This is a genomic window from Sphaerothrix gracilis Ecp01 (genome assembly GCF_030405905.1).
GTDB lineage: Bacteria > Cyanobacteriota > Cyanobacteriia > Phormidesmidales > Phormidesmidaceae > Sphaerothrix > Sphaerothrix gracilis.
This window is the reverse complement of sequence record NZ_JASATW010000050.1, coordinates 1-16,222: the sequence shown is the minus strand read 5'-3', so window position 1 is coordinate 16,222 and position 16,222 is coordinate 1. Positions and strand designations below refer to the sequence as shown.

Here is a 16,222-nt window from a genome sequence, read left to right as displayed (position 1 = left end):
GTCTCGACAGGCCAGCGATAACTCCAGGTGGCAAAGCTGCGAGCACTGTCCCAATGCAAGGCATCGGTCAACAAAAACCGAGGGGCGTCACTGAGCTCAGCGCTTTCGTGAACAATGACTAAGCGTTTGCGGCCATACTTCTTCAGTCGCACTACCTTGGTGAAGGCCCAAATCTGTCGCTGCTCACCGTTGCGACATCTGACAGTTTTGGGCAGAAAGCTTTGGGAATGAGTTTGTCTCAACTGCCGAGCAACTGCATCTGCCCGTTGCCATCGGTTTTGCCAAAAAATCAACCGCGAGCACTCAATCTCGCTAACCCAATGCTTGCCCGAGGCTTCAATCAATTCAGTCAAAGGCCGCGAGAGTACGCCACAGTCGAAGGCGTAGTCAGCTTGAGGAAATTGCCCTTCGGCTTCCAACTGCCGCACGATATCCACCGCAATCTCGGTACGTTTGCGGTAGGCCAGACGGTTTTTGTGATAATGCACTAACTCTTCTAAGCGCACCTGCACTTGCTCCATCTGCTGGTAACTCTCTTGCGCCGTCATTTTCAAGTAAGCCAACTCTTCTTTTTGATAGTCGGGAAACTGAATCTCTACCGCCAACCCGTCGACTCGATGCCAATTAGCAATTGCGGCCGTGACCACCGTCTAATAGCGGCTCCAGCATCGATTGACATAATCATAGGCGGCTTTGGCGCCATGAATTTTCTCGCTGTGTTGATGATGGGCAAAGGTCCAATCAAGGCTCAACACCGCTCGTCCCTGACCGTGATGGGCCGAAGACACTTCCTGGCGATGTCGTTGCATCAACGCCTCGCTTTGCCAACCGGCTTCGAATACCGCTGCAGGCATTGCTCGGCGGCTGACCTCGCGACCTTCTGGCCACACCCATTGCTCGTATATCCCTTGCAACGTTTTGTTCGGGCTCAGCAACAGACCACTCATGTAGCGACTGACGTGCTCGAAGCCCGCTGTTCGGCAAAACACTGAACGATAGCCACTGAGCGCAGTGCGAATAGTTTGAGGAATGCCGACTAGCGGAAACATCTTCGTTTATAGTCCGTGCAGGATTCCCTGCTTCTACCACACAAAAGTGATAATCTTTTTCCTTTTCTCAGAACATTCCAAGTCGTGCATAGAGATACAACCCTAGAGACATCTTCAAAATCTTGACCGAATGGTTTAAGTAATGCTATGGTTACACCATGGTCAACATCAAGCAGGTTGCAAATGACTCGTGGTCCTGAAAAGCAGTTCGATACTGAAGTTGCCTTGGAAAAGGCGATGCGTGTGTTTTGGGAGCACGGCTACGAAGCCGCTAGCCTCTCCGAGCTGCTGAAACAGATGGGGATTGGTAAGAAAAGCTTATATGACACCTTTGGCAACAAGCAGTCGCTCTTTCTCAAAGCATTAGAGCACTACGCCAACATCACCATTCGGGACATGCGTGATCGCCTTTCGACCGACGGTTCACCCTTAGCCAATCTGAAGCAGCAGCTACAGCACTGGCAACGGATGCACAGCCAGCCCCGTAGCTGCGGCTGTATGCTCGGCACTAACATTGCCGACTTCACGACCGATGATGAGGCGATAGCGCAGATCATGCGAGCTTATCTGCAACAGATGGAAGATACGTTTACGGCCACGCTGGTCCGGGCCCAATCATTAGGTGAAATCAGTTCCGAAGCCAATCCACGCAACCTTGCCCGCTTGCTGCTGTGTAGCACTCAGGGCATGGCTTTGATAGGACGCGTGATGGCTCACGGCACCACCCTGGAAGGGGCGATGGAAGCGGCTATTTCCCTGCTTGAGAAAAGCAAAAAAAATTTAGCTTAAATTAGACCAATCGTTCAAGGTTCTGTTTACTGTAAACAAGGAGAAAATCACAATGGCTTATGACATCACCCACAAAACAATTTTGGTTACGGGCGCTAATCGCGGCATTGGCAAAGCGATAGCTGAAACCTTTATTGAGCATGGAGCGGCTAAGGTGTATGCGGCGGTGCGGACACCTGAAAGTGCCGCACCCCTCGTCGAAAAGTATGGCGATAAGGTCGTCCCGATTCAGCTCGACCTGGCCGATCCTGAATCCATCGCGACGGCGGCTCAAACTGCTCAGGATGTTGAAGTGGTGATCAACAACGCTGGGGCGTTTCAAGGGGGTACGGCACTGGCTGAAGATGCGATCGCGTCGCTGAAGTTTCTGATGGATATCAATGTCTACGGTCTGATGCATGTGGCTCGGGCCTTTGCTCCTGTGCTCAAAGCTAACGGCGGCGGTGTGTTTGCTCAGCTCAATTCTGTCGTCTCAATGAAAACGTTCTCCAACTTCGCGACCTACTCGGCGTCAAAAGCGGCATCCTACTCTGTCACCCAAGCGTTACGAGAATTACTCGGTGAACAGGGGACAATCGTGCTGAGCGTTCATCCGGGGCCGATTGCCACCGACATGGGCGATGAGGCTGGACTGACTGACATTGCTGAGCCGCCGACGTTGGTCGCTGACGGTATCATTGCTGCGCTAGAAGCAGGAGAATTCCACGTATTTCCCGACTCAATGGCGAAGCAAATTGGCGGCGCTTACCAGAGCTTTGCAACCAACGTGGTTGAAGCCAGTATGGCTGAAGGCTAACTGCTGTTTGAACGAAGCAAGCAGACTTGGAAACGGGCAATGAATATGGCTTCTTCTGCGCCAGCATGAACCAGAATCTGCTCAATCCCAACTGACTGATAGGTTTGCGCGATCGCTTCCCGCAATTCCAGGCTACCTTGCGTTTCTGTATAGCCTAGCCAAGTCTGATTAAATTGCTGTGCGGCATCTGGTTCTAGACTCAACAATTCTGCGATCGTCATCGCTTCGCAATCAGAAGACGAGAGCAAATAGGGCGCTTTAAATTCGTATTTGGCAAAGAATCGTTCGAGTTTGAAAGCCGGTAGTTTCATGACAGTCCAAGTTGTTTGAGAATTTACGTCACCCCCGATGCGTTTAAGTGTTAGGGTTCGCCATGAACTGCCGGAGGCTGAACGGGGTCTTGAGGAACTAGATGTGAATCCCAAAGGTTGCGCAAGGAAGAAAGAGCAAGGAGTAGAAAGGCAATAGCACATGCTCGATACGTTAAACGTGCCCAGCGTATGCCTGCTTTTCCAAATACATGAGAGACAAGCCCGGCGCAGAAAAACGACCAAAGAATTGACGACACCATAAAGCCAGCAAAGAAGATTAAGTAATGTTTAGCTGTAGGGTCAGTCACGCCTACGGCACCCATTGCACTCCCTAAAGCTGCCCAGTAAGCTATGTTCTGGGGATTTGTTATGGATAGCAGGACACCAGAACGTAAAGCTTTTCGGTCATGATTGGTAGCTTCATCAGACCTAACGCTAAACTCCCGATTTGCCTCCTGCCAGGCGTCCCACGCTAACCACAACAGATAAAATACACCTGAAATGCCAATTGGAAGCCGTAAAAAGTCTAGCTGAAGGAGTAAGCCAACGCCTGCCAGCCCAAGTACAGCCCAGAGAGCATCTCCTACCAGTGAACCAATCTGAACCGCTAATGCCGACTTGAAACCACCTCGGATACCCTGGCGAATGGTTTCCGCAAAAACAGCTCCAGGGGCAGCATTGAAAATGAGTCCTAGCAATAACGCAGTGAAGAAGAGCATAATATTGAACCTTTAACCCCATCCAGAGCGGCATCACTTTGCCGTAGAATTGGGCAAACCGTTGAATCGCTGACAGGTTTGCGCGATGATCCTGCTCTGATAAAGAGGGACGGATGAAAGCCGCGATCGCAAATTCATTACCCGTGAGTAGAGCAGAGTTGAGAGCATCGCTAATGTCATTAACGTCATCATGACTTCTCAGCAGAGGATTCAATCATCCTTTTCAAATGCAGATAGGCTTCTTCTGGGGTAAGTTGTTCAGATTGCACGTCAGGAATGTAGAACACCCAACTATCAGGAAAATAATGCACGACAAAGCTAGGAATGAGCCCCTGATCCATAGCTTGCTTTGCTAGTGTTTCCGCTTTTTCCTCTAGGCCCAACTGGTCATGAAATGGTTGCTGCTCCACAGTTTTACGTCTCCTCTCAACAGATGTAGACAGATATTGGCAAAAACACGATTAGCGAATTACCTCTTTATAGTGATACCAATTCTCTACGAGGATGAGCATAATCCATACCCTGGAAGCCTTGTAAGGAGTTAGCTAGAATTGTTGTTTTGCAAAATTGCCAGCAGCATAGCCTCTAAGTTTTGCGTTCCTTGGTGTCGCACTCCGATGAAGAAGATCGGTGTTGCTTCAACGCCGTTACTGCGTCCACTGTCGATATCTGCCTGCACTCTGGCGACGTGAACATGTCCCGCCATTTCGCGCAGAAACTGGGGAATATCGAACTGTAGGCGTTCAGCGCATTCAACCAAATCTGCATCTTCCAACTGCTGCGGGTTTTGAAATAGCAGATCATGCATTTCCCAGAATTTGTCTTGAACTGCAGCCGCCTCAGCACTCTCAGCCGCCCTTAGCGATCGCGGTTGCTGCGGAAAGTGGCGAAACACAAAGCAAAAAGACTCAGCCAATTGCTGTTGCATCCGTTTCACTAATTCGTAGGCTCGGCCTGACTGAGGGCATTGATAGTCGCCATACTCCATCAAAATCAAAGCATCCTGAGAATTTCCCAAAAGATGATCGCTCTCATTAAACGGAGGTACAACCTGCCTGATTTCACCCTGCATCGACATAAGCTGTCCCTACCAACTTTGAAGTCATGCTAGAGAAGATTGTGACTGAACACACCGATCATTAGCCCAGGTTTGGACCTGACGAAAAGACCAGTCGTTTTCCTGATCTCCAGGGCAGGTTTAGACGGCTCAGCTCAATTGGCAAACGCAGTCTTTGAAGATTGAGCATAGGATAACACCTCAATCAAGTTAGAACGCACTTGACAAAGCTAACGATATTCGCTTTTAGTAAACAGCATTAGCTAAAGGCTGAGCTTGCTTATGGGGCGTCCCACAAAAGACAAATCGCTAACTCAGCGCGACGTTATTGAAGCCGCGATCGCCTGTGTAGAAGCCGAAGGTGAATCTGCGTTGGGAGTCAATCGAGTCGCGCGTAAATTGGGAATTACTCCTCCCTCCGTCTATAAACACGTCGAGAACGGTGCAGCTTTGCGGCGCTTTGTTGCGCTTGAGATTTGGCGGGGGTTTCTGACAGCGTGCTGTCAATCGATTGAAGGCATCACGGATCCTTCTGAGCGCTTAAAGACAGTTGCCCACACAGCCCGAGATTTTGCGATGGCGCAACCTGCTCTCTATCGCATCATGACAGCGCTGCCCCTACAACCAACTGAGCCAGATTGTGCGCCTATTGTGCAACGCATCGTGATGTTTTATCAGCAAGTGCTTGAACCCTATCGGTTCACAAAAACAGAAACCATCCATGCCATGCGCATGTTGAACGCGGCTTTCTATGGATTTGTCGCCACTGAGCAAGCGGGGTTGCTCACACTAGAACCCTCAACTGAAGAAAGCTACGACGTAATCATCAACGCCTTGCTTCACGCCATTGAATACATCCGCCAAGAGGGAGATTGACTGTGACCATACAAATGCCCGCCGACCAGTACATTCAAGTAGATGGCATCAACACCCGCTACTGGATCTTAGGTCAAGGCTCCCCGGTACTGTTCATTCACGGACAAGGAGGGGCGATCGATTACTGGTATAAAAATGTGTTTGCGATCGCCCAGCATCACCAGGTCTATGCGTTGGACTGGGTGGGGTCTGGTAAATCGGATAAACCCCAAGCCACCCACACAATTGACGATTTAAGCCAATTTATCGTTCACTTTATGGATTCTGTAGGCTTATCCCACGCTGCGTTGATTGCGGGCTCTGTGGGTGGCTTACTCGCCCTAAAGATTGCCCTCGAATTTCCCGAGCGGGTAGACAAGCTGGTTTTAATTGGGGCTGGTGGATTGGGCAAGGAAGTCGCATTCCCCGCCAGGCTGACCTCACTGCCAGGTATCGGCGAACTGCTGAATCATCCCAGCCCTAGAGCCGCTAAATTCATGATGCAGCAATGCGTCTACAATTCAACGCCTTATCTAGATGACAATGAGTTCATGGAGTTGGTCTTGCGGAATATGTCATCAGACATCTTGCAGTTTCAAACCCGAACCTTTCGGACCATGGGAAATTTCTTTGGCATTAAACCAAAGGTTTGGCAATCCATTCGCGATCGCCTATCTGAAGTACAGGCCCCAACTCTGATTGTGTGGGGGAAGCAGGATCGAGCCTTTCCGGTCAGCCATGCTGAAGTCGCCGCGCAGGGGATTGCCGATGCTGAGTTGCGAATATTTGACCACTGCGGGCATTTGCCTTATTTGGAGTATGCCGACGAATTTAACCGGGCCGTACTTGAGTTTTTGTCAAGATAAAGTAATCCGTTCTCAATTCAATCGCTGGTATTTAACCGGCAAGAGTGTACTGATGGAAGTGCGCTCTTCCTCCGTGATAATAACGTCACAATCAGGCGCATAGTCAGAAATCAATTCGCGACACATTCCGCAGGGCGTTTTCGACAGTGATTTGAGTTAGCAGCACAGCGAATCTAACTAAGGTCGAGAGATTAACTGGAAGATCTAGGCGACTTATCATTAATATCGTTTTTGCTTCCAGTCATCAGTCAAGAGCCCTGAAAAACCCCAGTTTTCCTCCTCAATCTCCTGAATAACGATATGGATATGTTCGGGCTGCTTGTTAAGGATGCGAACGAGGGAATCTGTCATCTCCTTCACTAATTCAGCCTTCTGTTGCCGGTTGGCTCCCCGAGTAATCTGAACATTGACGTATGGCATCGTTAATCCTTAAAAACCAATAACTACCAGGGCACTTCAGAGGTGGCTGCAAAAAATCCTGCCGTTGGTCCAGTTTTTTGCAAAGCTAAGCGAGCGATCGCCTCGGCTCCTTCTCCTATGGATTGCTGTCCGGTGTAGTTGTTGAGAGCAGTCGCAGTATAGCCCGGATCGGCAGAATTAACCCGAATTCCGCTACTCATCAATTCAGCGGCCAGAACGATTGTGAACGCATTCAGCGCGGCCTTCGATGCCACATAGCCGAGCAGCTTAAACCCGGCATATTCGTACTCGGGATCAGCTTGCTGAGTCAGGGAGCCGAGTCCCGACGAGACATTGACAATGTGGCCTTTTTCGCTCAGCTTCAGTAGCGGTACAAATGCTTGCGTGACAGCGATCGCCCCAAAGAAATTGATTTCAAACAGATGCCGCAACTTTGTCTCATCGACCATGCTCGGAGGACCTTCGTCCATATAAAGGACTCCCGCATTGTTGATTAACAGATCCAAGCGACCAAACTCCTGGATGATTTGCTCTGCCGCATTATGGATGGAAGCGCGATCGCTGACATCGATGACAACAGGTTGAACGTCGTATCCCTGTTCCGCTAACTTATGAGCTGCTTCTCGACCTTTTCCTTCGTCGCGAACTCCTAGCAGCACTGTGTATCCTGCTGCACCTAAGCGCCGAGCCGTTTCAAGTCCTAAACCGCGGTTTGCCCCCGTAATTAAGGCGATAGTTGATGGTTTTGAGGCTGTATCGAGCATGTCCGTTAGTGTGAACGATGACTCTACAGTGCTCGATTATCGTCAGCAGCGTCTTGCGGTAGCTGAGGAGCTGCACTTTAGTCGGGCGGCAGAGCGGTTATGCATTTCTCAGCCACCGCTCAGTCAGCAGATTCGCAGTCTGGAAAAGGAACTCGGCGTCAAGCTGTTTGAGCGCACGAAGCGACACGTACAGATGACGGAAGCCGAGATAAACGACCCGAGACGCTTGATAGGCTGAGAGCTGTTGCAAAAAGGCTTGGGGCCGCGCTTGGTTACGCTCGCGGTAGCCATAGGTCTTTTTTTCTCGTGTAGTCGATGCGCTTGAGCGCTTTGCCGATAGTGCGAGCGCTCACGGCTTCTGGCCATTGCTCAGCCATTTGCTGCTGGGTCAGGTGTCCACGAGTAGCGGCGAAGCGACGAAAAGCATTGAGGTCACTAATTATCGGTTCTGGGCCGCGGCGCGTCGGTTGCTTGGGCGCAGCACTACCGGTCGCTTGACGCCGTTTGAGCCAGAGGTCGAGGGTATTGCGGCTGATGTTGAAGAGTTTGCTAACTTGGCTTTTCGGCTCGCCGCGATCGACGGCGGCAAGCGCTTTTTGACGCAGGTCAAGGCTATAGGCAGCAGGCATAAGATGGAGAGAAGTAGCGACATCCTATGATGTCCTAACTTAGCCTTCTATTGCAATAGTTATCATGGGAATTGCTGATGTTGGTTAGACCAATTCAAGTCGATAGCTTGGGTCAACGATAGCTGTTACGGCATTGTCAACAGCTACGATCGCAGACAGCTAGAGCGAAGCTACAGCGGCTTCGGCAGAGTCCAGTTTAGGATCTAGACGCAGGGCAGCTATGGGCAGTGTGACAATGAATTCGCTGCCCTCACCCACTTTAGAAATTGCATCAATCTGACCCCGGTGCTGCTCAATGATTTTGAAGCAGATACCCATGCCAAGCCCCGTGCCTTTACCAACCGCTTTGGTGGTGAAAAACGGGTCAAAAATCTTCGCTTTGACTGCAGGCGGCATCCCTGGCCCCGTATCGCGAATGCGAATCTGCACCCGGTCTGTGCTCACGGCGCGGGTCGTAATTATCAACTGTTTTAGGACCGAATTCGCATCGAACATAGCATCCAGTGCATTCGCAATGATATTGGTAAACACCTGATTGAGCTGGGAAGGTGAGCACCTGACCCGGGGCAGATCTCCGTACTCCTTGATGACGTCTACCCTGTTTTTAATCCGGTGGTTCAAAATTAAGAGGGTGCTGTCTAAGCCCTCATGAATATCAACCTCTTTGATAGCAGCTTCATCCAACCGGGAGTAGTTCCGTAGCGAAACCACGATGTTGCAGACGCGCTGAGTGCCAATTTTCATCGAATCTAGCAGCTTAGCCGAGTCTTCTAGCATAAAGTCCAGATCAATCTCATTCTGCTTGTCTAAAACCGTTGCCGTTGGCTGGGGATATTCAGCCTGATAAGTTTCGATAAGCTCAAGCAGATCTCTGAAATAGTCTTCTAGCGGAGCAAGATTTCCCTGAACAAAGCTAATCGGATTGTTGATTTCATGGGCAATCCCTGCCACCATCTGCCCCAAGCTCGACATTTTCTCGATTTGGACCAACTGGGACTGGGTGCTCTTGAGTTGCTCAAGCGCCTTGGAAAGTTCTTGAGTTCGGGCTTCAACCCTCGATTCAAGCGTCTGAGCAGACTCCTTTAGAGCATGAGTATATCGACCAACCCATTCAATCAGCTGGTTGAGCGCATCGGCTAACAAACCAATTTCGTCCTTCCTACCAGCGGGTGCGCGTAGCTTAAAATTTTCTTCTTGAACAACGTGCTGGGCTACCTCTGTAATGACCTGAATTGGCTGAGCGATTTTTCTGGCGATTTGAATCGCTACCAAAGCCACTACCAAAGACCCAAAGACTGCTATCCCAGCCACAACAAACCACAGGGCCAGCTTCGCTTGATTTAGATCCGTTTTGGGCAATAGCAGCACTAAATCATGATGCTGGTCTTCTAAACCCTCAAGGTGGATGCTCTGAGCCGTGAACTCTGGATGCTGGAGGGTGGCGGTTTCGGCTCCTTCGTGGGTAAGGGGCTGTAGCCAATTTAGGTCTGGCATGTTCTTAGAGAAGCTTGAGGCAACTATTTCGCCGAGGCCATCGTCGTCATGGTCAGAGATAATTACCAAATGCTCGCCGATAGTTGCATTGAGATCTCTGAGCAGTTCATCCCCTAGCGTCACGCCCACTAAAATCCCACCTACGATGCCTCGATTCGTTTTGATCGGAGCTGTTCCAATCAAGACCGGTGGCCCTGCATCCGCCGTGCTAACAATAGTTGAGACATCCGATCCAGTTAAGACCAATTTTTTTAGCGTATCAGCCTTGAGGGAGTGATTCTGCAGGGCTGCTTGCGTTGCCTCCAAAAGCGGCTGCCTAGCTGGATCAACGATTGAGATCACATCAGCACCCAGGATGCTTTGTAATGGTAAAATCAGCTGCCTCAGCTGAACAGTGTCCCCTGTTGCGGTGCCTGAGATGACTTCTGTTTTGGTAGCCAGCAACCGCGCATTGAGCCTAAGAACTTCCCGTTCTTTCACCAACTCTCGCTCGACTAAAGCCGCCAGTTCCTGGGCTTGAACGATCTGCTTACGCTCAAGTATCAGCGTGAAGTATTCTCCCAATGCTAGCGTTCCGGTGACCCAGCAGACCGCGAACAAAAGAACGAAGGGCAGGCTGATCTTCAGAGGTAAAGAGACCTGACCGTAGCGATCGAGGAAATGCCTACCTAATATTGGTAAGTAACCAAACCGTTTTGGTTTCATAATCCTCATAGTTGCAGTGAAGATGAGAGCAGTTAGGAAGGGGAGCGCATTGAAGTCGTGCCGTTGATTGGGTGTCCTCTTGCATCCGTGTTATTGAGCTAAAACATAATTTGCATCAGTCAAAGCTGTTTGCCCGGCTTCGCTTTTGACAAATTCGATAAAGGCTTTGGTGGCGGCGGTTGGCACCTTGGGCAATATCATTCCGAGTGAAAGCGCCATAGGATAAGTGTCTGACTGCAGATTTTCAGCTGTGGGCTCAACTCCGTCAATGCTCAAAACCGTCATGGGTAGCTCAGCAAGTTCGTTTTCTAGCGGCACCGCCGCAATGCTAAATTCCGTGTTGGCAGCCGTTTCGAGCAGTTCATCATCTTCCGCAAAAACGACCGCATCAGGCGTGATTTCTAGATCGGGTCCTAGGTAGGCCGAACGCAGTACCTGTTTCTCGTTTTCGTCTTCAGTGAAGTCAAATACGATAATCTCTGCATCGGGGCCGTCCAATGCCTGCCAGTTGGTAATGTCACCACTGTAAATCCCTTTGATTTGCTCAGCGCTGATATTTGTAACGCCCGCAACACTGCTGTGGACGACAATCACTAGGGGAGTTTTGACCAGCGGTAAGTAGATCAGCTCATCGCCAGTTTCTGCAGTGGTCACCGCCCGACTCACGGCACCCACGTCGAGTACAGCGACCTTAACACCCTCAATACCACCGCTGGTCTGACTGGGCGGAAAATATTCAAATTCGCTGCTAGTGTCCCTTTCACTGTAGGCATCCGTTAACATCTCTATGGCTTCGTAGGCCTCTGAGGAGCCACCAATTTTGATCCTATTTGTTGCTATCGTTGTATCGGTCGAGCGGAAAGCTGCGCAACCGGTCAAGACAATCAAGGTGCTGCCCAGCAGCAGGTGACGAAGACCTAGAGAATTCATAGTTTCTAATCCGTAAACAAGACGACATGTGATCTGCGAGAGCATTACGGTTACGATTCCGGCAGAAAGAATTTTCTAGAATCCGTGTATTCTAGAGAGTTCCCTGGCGCGAGGCAATATGCTCACAGGACTTACGCATTGACAAATTCGACAAAACGGGGAGTGGAAGTATCTTTATCGAGTAGATTCGAGCGGTCAGACACTGGACTTCATGTTGAGTGCCAAGCACGATGCCAAAGCCGCCAAACGGTTTCTCAAGAAGGCGTTGCAAGCACCTCACAAGACCATCCCGCTTGTGATCAGCGCGGACAAGAATGCCACCTATCCCCCGGCGGTTGATGACCTCAAGACGGAAAAAACACTGCCAGAAGAGACCGAACTCCGCCCCGTTAAGTATCTCAACAACCTGATTGAGCAGGATCATCACCGCATTAAACGTTGGGTCAAACCGGGTTTAGGCTTCGGTTCCTTCAATACGGCTCGAGGGACTCTCAAAGGGTACGAAGCGATGGCGATGATTCGCAAAGGACAGATCCAAAATGTCGATAGAGATGATGTGACAGGACAGATCTCTTTCATCCACCAAATCTTCGGTATCGCTGTATAGATAAGAAAGAGGGTTTTCATACCCTCATCCTCTTTTTGCAACAAAGCCGAAAATCCCCCAAAGGCCGAACTTGCCACACTGGGGCCACTGTAAGTACCTTATGCGTTCTTTGCCCATCCTACTCCTACACATCAGTTACAGTTGCCAGATTCGTTGTGAGCACAGATTACTTCACCCTGTAATAAAGCAATAACACTCCATTGTTGTAAATCTTGCGATCGGTCAGCTCCAAAGCCGTTTGCGGAATCGCTGGAGAAAAAAGTGGAATACCCGACCCCATCAAAAAGGGATTGACCTTGAGAATGAGTTGATCAATTAAATGGTTGGTGAAAAGTGAAGTGGCTAAGTTCCCTCCACCACAAAGCCAGATCTGCTTACCTGCCTCACTCTTTAGACCTTTAACAAACTCGATGGCACTATCTGAAACAAGCTCAACATTTTCATCTGGACTTTGTTGCATACTGCGCGAAAAGAGATACTGTTTCATATGCGAGTAAGGGCTCGTCACACCATCTTTCAAGCCTATCTCATAGGTTTTTCGACCCATAAGCACAGTATCAAACCATTTATTTTTGGCATGAATACCCATCAAGTCACGCAGATGGGAAGGAACTGTCTCAGGAAAGGAGGCAAATACATCTGCGAAATAGTCGCTGTCTTGGGAAAAGCCGTCATGTGAACCATCAGCATGCGCAATAAACCCATCAACGCTGCAAGCTACAAAATATGTCAGTATTCGCATTTTTTCTTCCCAGTGATTGGACAATAAATAGTTTGAAAAAACCTCGTCACCATAAAGATTTTTTCGTCATCTTTTCACAGGAGACTGAAGCGTTCTATAGAGATTGACCCATACTAAATCCGCCAGAGGGGGAGATTGCCACACATGAGAGAAAATCTCCCTAAAAGTCGGACTTGCTGCACCGGGGCCACGATCAGCACCATTACGCTCTTTGCTCATCCTAGCCTGTATGCTTTAGGGGCAAAGCTCCTAACCGCAAATGCCAAGTCACTCAGATCATGCCTATCATCACAATTCAGCAATCTCCGGGTCGTACTGCCGATCAGCGTCGTGTTCTAATGCGACGAATTACTGAGGCATTTCAAGAGGTGTATGGTTTGCCACCAGAAGCCGTCACAATTTTCTTTCAAGATTATGAAGACGATATGTGGGGCAAGGCGGGTTTTCTACACACAGACAGGAAACAACAATAGTACACACGACTTGGCCAACTCCGAGGAAAGGACAATACAAGATTTGCAGATTGTTGTCCAAGTCTGAATTTTTAGGGAAGATGAGGGACAAAGCCACAAAGCACTCTCAGCAAATCACGCCCCTTTCTTCAGAAGTTCGTACAGCAGTATGATTGCTGGCTCAGTACAGGACAAAAAGCTTGAAAAGAAGGTAAGGGTGGGGTTTCATCAGAATTACCACAATTCACAAGAAACCCCATGACTGACTATACCGAATTGAAAAAGACGCTCCAAGCCCATCTCGACTGGCATGGAGCGCGCCTTTCGTTTCTCGCCTTGTTTCTGCTCGCCCTCATCAAAGTCAAGACGGTCAACCTGAGCGAATTAGCCTTGGGTTTTGGGGGCCGGGCGCTGAGCGAGTCTCATTACAAACGTCTCCAGCGGTTCTTTCGCCACTTTGAGCTTGATTACACAGAGATCGCTCAAGTAGTTGTCAATTGGATGCAAAGCCCGCAACCGTGGGTGCTCAGTGTTGACCGAACGAGTTGGGAATTTGGCACGCGCTGCTACAACATCCTCACGCTGGGCATTGTCCATGAGGGGGTAGCCTTTCCCGTTCTGTGGTGGATGCTAGAGAAGAAAGGTAACTCCAACAGTGACGAGCGCATGGGAATGCTTGAAGCCTTCGTCAAACTTTTCCCCCATACTGACGTGCGATGTTTGTATGGCGACCGCGAGCGAGTTTGTTGGACAGAGTTGGCTGCGCTATCTGCTGCTGGAACCGGCGATGCCCTTCTGCCTACGAATTCGAGCCTCAGACAAGATTGAGCACCGTGGCAAAGCGCTGGCGGCACGAGTCATCTTCGCTCACTTGCCCGTGGGGGAATGGCAGCGATTGAAGGGGCCTTGTACAGTGTAGGGATTGCCAGTGACGGTGGAAGCTCTGCGCTTAAACGACGGTCAATTGTTAGTGGTCATCGGGTCCCAATCCGAGGAAAACTTAGTCGCCAATTATGCGCTGCGCTGGGACATTGAAACTCTCTTTGGCTTGTTCAAAACGCGCAGCTTTTGCCTCGAATCAACTCACTTCACTGAAGCCGAGCGGCTGCAGAAGCTGTTTGCACTGCTGACATTAGCGCTTTGTTGGTCGATGAAAACCGGCTTATTTCTTCATCGGCTCAAACCGATTGCCATCAAAAAACATGGCCGTCGAACCAAGAGTCTTTTTCGTTTAGGCTTTGACTATCTTCGACACCTCCTGCTCAATCCCTCGCCGCTCTTTGAAGATGACTTTCGGCGAACATTACAACTTTTGTCCCGTACTTAGAGGTTGCATAGATAGCGAATCCAATAGCAATCAGTTTGATCAGTATCATGCTGTGGTTGAGGAATCTATATCTCTTTCAATAATTATAGTTAAAATCCCTATTGTTTAAGAATAAAGTTATTAGAGAAATCTAAGATGATGCGTGTACTATATCGATACAGCTATTTGAGCTAAGCACAAGGCTATTGCTAGATAGATTAAAAAGCAAAAACTTTGTTGTGAATAATGTTTTTGACCAGCAATTTCTAGATGCTATGCTAGTAATCTTTCTGTCTTATACGCGGGTGTTATAGCCTATGCCTCGTTATCAGAATCGGAGCCAAACAGCGTCTGAGCCAGCGTATCCTCAACCCCAATCTTATTCCAGGGAACTTGAGCGGCGTCTGCGGCAGTGTCAGGGTGATAGCCTAGCTGCCCTAAAGGACAAGGTAAAGCTAGAACAGTCGATGTATTTGAGTATCACCCGAAATTGGAGCGAGAATGACGAGGCAATCTAAACCGTTGACCGGCAAAGCGCTGTTGCAGAAAGCGCAAGAACTTTCCCACCTTTCCAGACGCGAAATCGCTCAGGCTTGTGGCTACACCAGCCAGACCAAAAGCGATCGCGTGCGGGTGAATTTTGAGTCATTCTATGAGGCACTGCTGGCAGCCAAAGGGATTAATCTAGGGCCGAAGTCAGATGGCCGAGGCCGGGAAGCGACGTACCGTTTGACGGTGCATCAGAACGGTCAGATTGTGATTGGTTCTGCCTACACGCAAGCACTGAAGCTGCAGCCGGGGGATGAGTTTGACCTGAAGCTGGGCTACAAGCATATTCATCTCAGACAGGTTGAGGAAGGGTCTGCAAGCAAGGCATGAAAAGCTTTTCGTCAAGTATCTGTCCAGCTATCAACATAACTGTTCTTAAGAATCGTCGGCAAAACCAGTCGTTTTAGCTTCTATCTCTTGAAGAGCGCTTTCCAGTTCCATCTCCAGCTGCTTAGGAGTTGGTAGGCTGTCTTGTAGTGCGGGAGGCAGCTCACTGCTCAGTTTGTAAGTAGCGATACCAATAGGATTATGAACAGAACCTAGAGCAAACTCAGCTACAGTCCGCCTTTTAGAGCGGCATAAAACAATGCCAATTGTTGGGCTGTCTATTTCTGTACGCAACAGGTTGTTGACTGCCTCAACGTAGAAGTTCATTTTGCCAGAATATTCGGGCTCAAACTCTCCCATTTTCAGGTCAATCACGACATAGCAGTGAAGTCGAGTGTGGTAGAAAAGCAGATCTACCCGATACTCTTTGTCGTCTACTACAATCGGATACTGGCTGCCCAAGAAAGCAAAGCCAACGCCAAGTTCCATCAAGAAGTCTTGAATATGCTGCAATAGGCCGCGTTCAAGATCTCGCTCTTGTGCAGTTTCTGAGATTGTTAAAAACTGAAAGTTATAGGGGTCTTTGAGTAGTTCACGACCTCTGTACAGGACAAAACCTTGAAGAGTAGGTAAGAAAAGGGTTTCATGGAATTGCGAAAGACCAACGAAACCTGGCCTTTTGCAGTCGGGCTCAGAGCGAGTCAAGTTACAAGCGCCTGCAACGCTTTTTCCGGGACTATGAACTTGATGAAAGCGCTCTGATCCAAATGGTGGTGAGCTTGCTGAAGATACCCGAACCCTGGGTCCTTTCAGTGGACCGCACCGAGTGGCACTTTGGCAGTTGTGTGTTCAATA

Annotated in this window: 18 protein-coding genes and 5 pseudogenes; 10 read left to right on the top strand and 13 right to left on the bottom strand. The window is 49.4% G+C overall.

Features of this window, described 5'->3' with window-relative positions; genetic code table 11:
- Positions 1-647: pseudogene (locus QJQ48_RS26715) on the bottom strand (IS701 family transposase); the annotation flags it as partial.
- A 3-nt stretch (positions 648-650) separates the two neighbouring features.
- Positions 651-1,049 carry a hypothetical protein gene (locus QJQ48_RS26710; RefSeq protein WP_346294281.1) on the bottom strand — a complete coding sequence of 133 codons (399 nt, stop codon included), beginning with the start codon at positions 1,047-1,049 and terminating at the stop codon, positions 651-653.
- Positions 1,050-1,232: 183 nt separating this feature from the next.
- Here QJQ48_RS26710 and QJQ48_RS26705 point away from each other — a divergent pair, with 183 nt between their 5' ends.
- Together QJQ48_RS26705 and QJQ48_RS26700 are read left to right on the top strand one after the other, a co-directional pair.
- The gene (locus QJQ48_RS26705) at positions 1,233-1,838 is read left to right on the top strand and encodes a TetR/AcrR family transcriptional regulator (RefSeq protein ID WP_346294280.1); all 606 of its coding nucleotides are present in this window, start codon (positions 1,233-1,235) and stop codon (positions 1,836-1,838) included.
- A gap of 52 nt (positions 1,839-1,890) precedes the next feature.
- Positions 1,891-2,634 carry an SDR family oxidoreductase gene (locus QJQ48_RS26700; protein WP_346294279.1) on the top strand — a complete coding sequence of 248 codons (744 nt, stop codon included), beginning with the start codon at positions 1,891-1,893 and terminating at the stop codon, positions 2,632-2,634.
- Here the strand turns inward: QJQ48_RS26700 and QJQ48_RS26695 are convergent.
- From QJQ48_RS26695 to QJQ48_RS26680, 4 genes are all read right to left on the bottom strand, one after another.
- Positions 2,631-2,855 carry an aminotransferase class I/II-fold pyridoxal phosphate-dependent enzyme gene (locus tag QJQ48_RS26695; RefSeq protein WP_346294278.1) on the bottom strand — a complete coding sequence of 75 codons (225 nt, stop codon included), beginning with the start codon at positions 2,853-2,855 and terminating at the stop codon, positions 2,631-2,633. The genes QJQ48_RS26700 and QJQ48_RS26695 overlap by 4 nt on opposite strands.
- Before the next feature lie 140 nt (positions 2,856-2,995).
- Positions 2,996-3,664 carry a LysE family transporter gene (locus QJQ48_RS26690; RefSeq protein WP_346294277.1) on the bottom strand — a complete coding sequence of 223 codons (669 nt, stop codon included), beginning with the start codon at positions 3,662-3,664 and terminating at the stop codon, positions 2,996-2,998.
- A gap of 188 nt (positions 3,665-3,852) precedes the next feature.
- A complete protein-coding gene (locus QJQ48_RS26685; RefSeq protein ID WP_346294276.1) occupies positions 3,853-4,074 on the bottom strand; it encodes a hypothetical protein in 222 nt (73 codons plus the stop codon).
- A 131-nt stretch (positions 4,075-4,205) separates the two neighbouring features.
- Positions 4,206-4,742: a DsbA family protein gene (locus tag QJQ48_RS26680; protein WP_346294275.1), complete on the bottom strand. Its 537-nt coding sequence runs from the start codon at positions 4,740-4,742 to the stop codon at positions 4,206-4,208.
- A gap of 261 nt (positions 4,743-5,003) precedes the next feature.
- Between QJQ48_RS26680 and QJQ48_RS26675 the strand changes: the two genes are divergently transcribed.
- The gene (locus QJQ48_RS26675) at positions 5,004-5,597 is read left to right on the top strand and encodes a TetR/AcrR family transcriptional regulator (protein WP_346294274.1); all 594 of its coding nucleotides are present in this window, start codon (positions 5,004-5,006) and stop codon (positions 5,595-5,597) included.
- A 2-nt stretch (positions 5,598-5,599) separates the two neighbouring features.
- Positions 5,600-6,442: an alpha/beta fold hydrolase gene (locus QJQ48_RS26670; RefSeq protein ID WP_346294273.1), complete on the top strand. Its 843-nt coding sequence runs from the start codon at positions 5,600-5,602 to the stop codon at positions 6,440-6,442.
- Between the two features lie 219 nt (positions 6,443-6,661).
- On the opposite strand, the gene QJQ48_RS26665 is transcribed toward QJQ48_RS26670, so the two are convergent.
- Both QJQ48_RS26665 and QJQ48_RS26660 read right to left on the bottom strand, forming a co-directional pair.
- On the bottom strand, positions 6,662-6,862 hold the full coding sequence (locus tag QJQ48_RS26665; protein WP_346294272.1) for a tautomerase family protein: 201 nt from the start codon (positions 6,860-6,862) through the stop codon (positions 6,662-6,664).
- Positions 6,863-6,885: 23 nt separating this feature from the next.
- On the bottom strand, positions 6,886-7,626 hold the full coding sequence (locus QJQ48_RS26660) for an SDR family oxidoreductase (protein WP_346294271.1): 741 nt from the start codon (positions 7,624-7,626) through the stop codon (positions 6,886-6,888).
- On the opposite strand from QJQ48_RS26660, the pseudogene QJQ48_RS26655 reads away from it, so the two are divergent.
- Positions 7,625-7,831, top strand: a pseudogene (locus QJQ48_RS26655) (LysR family transcriptional regulator); the annotation flags it as partial. The gene QJQ48_RS26660 and the pseudogene QJQ48_RS26655 sit on opposite strands and share 2 nt — an antisense overlap.
- A gap of 67 nt (positions 7,832-7,898) precedes the next feature.
- On the opposite strand, the gene QJQ48_RS26650 reads toward QJQ48_RS26655, so the two are convergent.
- The 3 genes from QJQ48_RS26650 to QJQ48_RS26640 form a co-directional block, all read right to left on the bottom strand.
- The gene (locus QJQ48_RS26650) at positions 7,899-8,255 is read right to left on the bottom strand and encodes an IS630 transposase-related protein (protein WP_346294270.1); all 357 of its coding nucleotides are present in this window, start codon (positions 8,253-8,255) and stop codon (positions 7,899-7,901) included.
- A gap of 159 nt (positions 8,256-8,414) precedes the next feature.
- Positions 8,415-10,454: an ATP-binding protein gene (locus QJQ48_RS26645; RefSeq protein ID WP_346294269.1), complete on the bottom strand. Its 2,040-nt coding sequence runs from the start codon at positions 10,452-10,454 to the stop codon at positions 8,415-8,417.
- 90 nt (positions 10,455-10,544) lie between these two features.
- Positions 10,545-11,384, bottom strand: a complete 840-nt coding sequence (locus tag QJQ48_RS26640) for a PstS family phosphate ABC transporter substrate-binding protein (RefSeq protein ID WP_346294268.1) — start codon at positions 11,382-11,384, stop codon at positions 10,545-10,547.
- 160 nt (positions 11,385-11,544) lie between these two features.
- Here QJQ48_RS26640 and QJQ48_RS26635 point away from each other — a divergent pair.
- Positions 11,545-11,991, top strand: a pseudogene (locus tag QJQ48_RS26635) (IS6 family transposase); the annotation flags it as partial.
- Between the two features lie 166 nt (positions 11,992-12,157).
- On the opposite strand, the gene QJQ48_RS26630 reads toward QJQ48_RS26635, so the two are convergent.
- Positions 12,158-12,733 carry a dihydrofolate reductase family protein gene (locus tag QJQ48_RS26630; RefSeq protein ID WP_346294282.1) on the bottom strand — a complete coding sequence of 192 codons (576 nt, stop codon included), beginning with the start codon at positions 12,731-12,733 and terminating at the stop codon, positions 12,158-12,160.
- A gap of 275 nt (positions 12,734-13,008) precedes the next feature.
- Here QJQ48_RS26630 and QJQ48_RS26625 point away from each other — a divergent pair, with 275 nt between their 5' ends.
- The 3 genes and pseudogenes from QJQ48_RS26625 to QJQ48_RS26615 all read left to right on the top strand — a co-directional run bounded on the left by QJQ48_RS26625 (position 13,009) and on the right by QJQ48_RS26615 (position 15,370).
- The gene (locus tag QJQ48_RS26625; RefSeq protein WP_428843103.1) at positions 13,009-13,206 is read left to right on the top strand and encodes a tautomerase family protein; all 198 of its coding nucleotides are present in this window, start codon (positions 13,009-13,011) and stop codon (positions 13,204-13,206) included.
- Positions 13,207-13,443: 237 nt separating this feature from the next.
- A pseudogene (locus QJQ48_RS26620) lies at positions 13,444-14,512 on the top strand (IS4 family transposase).
- 480 nt (positions 14,513-14,992) lie between these two features.
- Positions 14,993-15,370 carry an AbrB family transcriptional regulator gene (locus QJQ48_RS26615; protein WP_346294266.1) on the top strand — a complete coding sequence of 126 codons (378 nt, stop codon included), beginning with the start codon at positions 14,993-14,995 and terminating at the stop codon, positions 15,368-15,370.
- Between the two features lie 45 nt (positions 15,371-15,415).
- On the opposite strand, the gene QJQ48_RS26610 is transcribed toward QJQ48_RS26615, so the two are convergent.
- Positions 15,416-16,072, bottom strand: a complete 657-nt coding sequence (locus QJQ48_RS26610; protein ID WP_346294265.1) for a DUF1016 domain-containing protein — start codon at positions 16,070-16,072, stop codon at positions 15,416-15,418.
- Here QJQ48_RS26610 and QJQ48_RS28450 point away from each other — a divergent pair.
- Positions 16,042-16,222, top strand: a pseudogene (locus QJQ48_RS28450) (IS4 family transposase); the annotation flags it as partial. The gene QJQ48_RS26610 and the pseudogene QJQ48_RS28450 sit on opposite strands and share 31 nt — an antisense overlap.